The following is a 3917-nucleotide window of genomic DNA, read 5'->3' as shown; positions in this document are numbered from 1 at the left end:
CACATTCAGGAACAGCCGCGGGAGCCGGCCGCGTCGACCACGGACGCGAAACCGGAGCCGCGCCCTGCCCCGCCGGTCGCCGTCGACGTGCCCGACCGGGACGCGCTCCCGGCACCGCTCACCACTCCAGAGCCTGCCGCCGAACCGGTCGTCGCTTCGACCCCGGAGCCTGCTCCGGCCGTTGCCCTGCCGCCCGCCCTCGTCGACCGCGTCCGGGCCCTGGCCGACGAACACCGCTCGGCCACCGGCCACCCCGCCGACCCCGACGCCGTACGCGCCCGGCTCGGCCTGCCCCCGGCCATGACCGCATCCGTCGCCGCTCACCTCTGAGAGGAGCACCACCATGAACCCGCGCTTCCGCAACGTCCGCCGCATCGGCCCCGTCAACGTCGCCTCCTACATCGACCGCGGCCGGAACCGTCACCTGGCCGCCTGCACCGCGCCCCGCTGCGACTTCTCCGCCGAGTACGACAGCCGCGCCGCCGCCGAACTCGCCGCCCGTACCCACCGCTGCTCGGCCTGACAGGAGACCACCGCCATGGACGTTCCGCTCTGGCTCGCCCTGCTCGTCGTCGGGGTCCTCGGCGTCAAGCTCATCCGCCCGCCCTGGTGGCTCATCGCCGTGCTGCTCCTCGGCGGATACCTCCTCGCCGACAGCCTGCTGGCCCCCGTCATCGACACCGCCGTCAAGTAACCGCGAAGGGAGACCTGCTCATGTTCCAGCCGAAGATCCCGACCATGCCCCAGCCGACCGGCCTGGTCACCCCGCCCGCCGTCGTCGAGCCGGCCGCCATCACTCCGGCTGTCACGACTCCGCAGCCGGCCGCCGTGCCCGCGACGCAGTCACGCCCGGCCGTCCATTTGACCCCCGGCACCGTGCTCGCTCTCGTCGGTGGCGGTACCGCCGTGGTCCTGGTCGTCGGCGCGGTCCTGGTCTCCATGCTCCTCGCCGTCGCCATCACCGCCGCGTCCGTGGCCGTGTGCGCCGTGGTCCTCCGTTCCCTTCTCACCCGCCGCTGACCTCGTCGTCCCCGCCCGCCCGGCTTGCCCGCACTGTCTAGTCCCCTCGACAAGTCGGGCGGGGGCTCGTCATCTCGTCCCTCGACTTCTCTGCCAGGAGGAAACCGCACATGCACTCCACGGCTCCGGCCGGAGCCATCCGCCGTCTGGCCTCCCTCGCCCGGCACGGTGACCTCAGTGCCTACGCCCGACAGATCCAGCGCCTCGGCGGCTGCGAGCGGCCCGTACGGATGGAGGGCCACCGGCTCGACGTCCACGCCGCCACGGGAGAGATCGTCCGCGAGATCACCGACCGCGACCTTCCAGCCGGACAACTCCTCATCCGCTGCAACAACCGCCGCTCCACCCGGTGTGCCACCTGCGCCGAGGTGTACCGCAAAGACACCTTCCACCTCGTCACCGCCGGCCTGAACGGCGGCAAAGGCATCGGCCCGTCCGTCGCCCAGCACCCGCGCGTATTCGCCACCTTCACCGCCCCGTCCTTCGGCCCCGTCCACAACCGCCCCGGCGGCGGCCGGTGCCGCTGCGGACGCCTCCACTCGGACGACGACCCCGCCCTCGGCACGCCCCTGGACCCGGACCGCTACGACTACCGCGCGGCCGTCCTGTGGAACGCACACGCCGGGGCACTGTGGGGCCGCTTCACCACCTACCTGCGCCAGCACCTCGCCTCCCGCGCGGGCATCAACCGCTCGGCACTGCGCCACTGCCTCAAGGTCTCCTACGCCAAGGTCGCCGAGTACCAGCGGCGCGGCGCCGTCCACTTCCACGCCGTCATCCGCCTCGACGGCCCGGACGGTGCCGAGGACGCCCCGCCGGCCTGGGCCACCACCGAACTGCTCACCGACGCGATCCGCTCGGCGGCCCGCCTCGCCGAAGCACCCGGTCCGGTCCTCGACGGCCACGCGTACGCCTTCCGCTTCGGCGAACAGCTCGACATCCGCCCCATCCGCTCGGCCGACTTCGTGGGCACCTCGGAACTGTCCAGCCGCGCCGTGGCCGCCTACATCGCCAAGTACGCCACCAAGGGCGCCGAAACCGCGGGCACCCTCGACCGCCCCATCCGCAACCCGATCACCGACCTGATCGGCTCCGGCGTCACCGACCACGCCCGGCGCATGATCCTCACCTGCTGGCACCTCGGCGCGCTCCCCGAACTCGAAGACCTGCGCCTGCGCAAGTGGGCCCACATGCTCGGCTTCCGCGGCCACTTCTCCACCAAGTCCCGCGCCTACTCCGTCACCCTCGGCGCCCTCCGCCAGGAACGCGCCGACCACAACGAAACCCTGGCCCGTGAGCGCGCGGCTGAGGCCGGCCACCCGCTGCCTGACCCGGACACCGTGCTCGTCCTCTCGCACTGGCGCTTCGCCGGTACCGGCCTCACGGACGCAGAAGCCCTCTTTGCGTCCTCGCACCCCGCTTCCCACGACACAGAAGGAGAACCCGACCGTGCACGATGACGAACTGCTCACCGTTGCCGAGGTGATGGCCCGTCTCAGGCTCGGTCGGTCCACGGTGTACGACCTGATCCGTACGCGGCGGCTGCCCTCGGTCACCATTGGTCGGTGCCGACGCATTCCGGCCTCCGCCCTGGGCGACTTCATCGCGGAGCAGATGGAGCGTGCGGCCTGATGACCAAGCGTCGGAGCCGCGGTGACGGCGGCCTGCACTGGGACGAGAGACGGCAACGGTGGATCGCCACGGCGAACCTCGGGTTCGATCCGAGCGGCAAGCGGATCGTCAAGCGGGGGAGCGGCAAGACCAAGACGGAGGCGAAGAACAAGCTCAAGGAGGTGTTGCGAGACCACGAGGACGGTCTCGCGATCGCGCCCACCAACTACACGGTCAAGGACGCCGTGACGGACTGGCTCGCGTACGGCCTGGTGGGCATCGACCCCAGTACGGCCAAGACCTGCGCGATCCTGAGTCAGAGGCACGTCATCCCGTCTCTCGGCGCTCGCAAGCTCCGTGACCTGAGCGCCGAGGACGTCGACCGCTGGCTGGCCGCCAAGGCGAAGACGCTCAGTACGCGCACCCTCCAGGCGATCCACTCGTGCCTCAACCGCGCGGTCAAGCGGGCCATGGCCCGGGACAAGGTGAAGCGGAACGTCGTCGAGCTGTGCTCGGTGCCCCAGGGGCAAGCCGGGCGCCCTTCCAAGGCGTTCACCTTCGCTCAGGCCGAGGCCGTGCTCAAGGGCGCCGAGGGGACCTCGATGTACGCGTACATCGTCGTCGCCCTGCTGACCGGTGCCCGTACCGAGGAGCTGCGGGCGCTCACCTGGGACCACGTCTTCCTCAAGGGCAAGCCGGACGCGGACCCGCCGCAGCCTCCGCACATCGCGGTCTGGCGCTCGGTCCGGCGGGGCGGGGACACCAAGACCCGGAAGTCCCGGCGCACGCTCGCTCTGCCGACGCGCTGCGTCGAAGCCCTCTGGCAGCAGTTCGAGGATCAGGGCTGGGATCGGCTCGCCGCCGGCGACAAGTGGGAGGAACACGGGCTCGTCTTCTCCTCGGCCGTGGGCAAGCCGCTGGACGCGGCCAACGTCCGCCGGGCCTTCCGCCAGGCGCTCAAGGGCATCGACGGGATCAACGCCGACGAGTGGACGCCCCGGGAGCTCCGGCACAGCTTCGTGTCCCTGCTGTCCGACCGCGGCGTCCCGCTGGAAGTGATCTCCCGGCTCGTCGGGCACTCCGGTACGGCCGTGACCGAGGAGGTCTACCGGAAGCAGATCCGGCCCGTGATCCAGACCGGCGCCGTGGTCATGGACGGCATCTTCGGCATACAGGAACGACGGCCGTAGACACGCGGATAGCGATAGTCACGCAGATAGACACGCAGGCAGAAACAAGAAGACCACCGCGTAATGTTACGCGGTGGTCTACCTGCTGCTACGGCT

At 71.0% G+C, this 3917-nt stretch carries 6 protein-coding genes and 1 pseudogene; all 7 read left to right on the top strand.

Features of this window, described 5'->3' with window-relative positions; translation table 11 throughout:
- Positions 1–330: pseudogene (locus B7767_RS48020) on the top strand (SpdA protein); the annotation flags it as partial.
- A 13-nt stretch (positions 331–343) separates the two neighbouring features.
- Positions 344–523 carry a mobile element transfer protein gene (locus B7767_RS15260; RefSeq protein ID WP_037930767.1) on the top strand — a complete coding sequence of 60 codons (180 nt, stop codon included), beginning with the start codon at positions 344–346 and terminating at the stop codon, positions 521–523.
- A gap of 15 nt (positions 524–538) precedes the next feature.
- Entirely contained in the window at positions 539–694 is a 156-nt protein-coding gene (locus B7767_RS44635) for a hypothetical protein (RefSeq protein WP_107486109.1), read from the top strand.
- Between the two features lie 20 nt (positions 695–714).
- Positions 715–1020: a SpdD-like protein gene (locus B7767_RS15255; protein ID WP_085572668.1), complete on the top strand. Its 306-nt coding sequence runs from the start codon at positions 715–717 to the stop codon at positions 1018–1020.
- A gap of 110 nt (positions 1021–1130) precedes the next feature.
- Positions 1131–2480 carry a replication initiator gene (locus tag B7767_RS15250; RefSeq protein ID WP_085572667.1) on the top strand — a complete coding sequence of 450 codons (1350 nt, stop codon included), beginning with the start codon at positions 1131–1133 and terminating at the stop codon, positions 2478–2480.
- Entirely contained in the window at positions 2470–2652 is a 183-nt protein-coding gene (locus tag B7767_RS15245; protein WP_085572666.1) for a helix-turn-helix domain-containing protein, read from the top strand. The genes B7767_RS15250 and B7767_RS15245 overlap by 11 nt, the downstream gene beginning before the upstream one ends.
- Positions 2652–3821 (top strand): tyrosine recombinase XerC, encoded by a 1170-nt coding sequence (gene xerC, locus B7767_RS15240; RefSeq protein WP_085572665.1) that lies wholly within the window; start codon positions 2652–2654, stop codon positions 3819–3821. Before B7767_RS15245 ends, xerC begins: the two co-directional genes overlap by 1 nt.
- Positions 3822–3917: the final 96 nt, after the last annotated feature.

This window comes from Streptomyces sp. 13-12-16 (genome assembly GCF_002114215.1).
Classification (GTDB): Bacteria; Actinomycetota; Actinomycetes; order Streptomycetales; family Streptomycetaceae; genus Streptomyces.
This window is presented reverse-complemented; position numbering and strand designations above follow the sequence as displayed.

Coding starts and splice junctions, on each gene's coding strand:
- B7767_RS15260 (WP_037930767.1), top strand. CDS start 344: ATGAACCCGCGCTTCCGCAACGTCCGCCGCATCGGCCCCGTCAACGTC.
- B7767_RS44635 (WP_107486109.1), top strand. CDS start 539: ATGGACGTTCCGCTCTGGCTCGCCCTGCTCGTCGTCGGGGTCCTCGGC.
- B7767_RS15255 (WP_085572668.1), top strand. CDS start 715: ATGTTCCAGCCGAAGATCCCGACCATGCCCCAGCCGACCGGCCTGGTC.
- B7767_RS15250 (WP_085572667.1), top strand. CDS start 1,131: ATGCACTCCACGGCTCCGGCCGGAGCCATCCGCCGTCTGGCCTCCCTC.
- xerC (WP_085572665.1), top strand. CDS start 2,652: ATGACCAAGCGTCGGAGCCGCGGTGACGGCGGCCTGCACTGGGACGAG.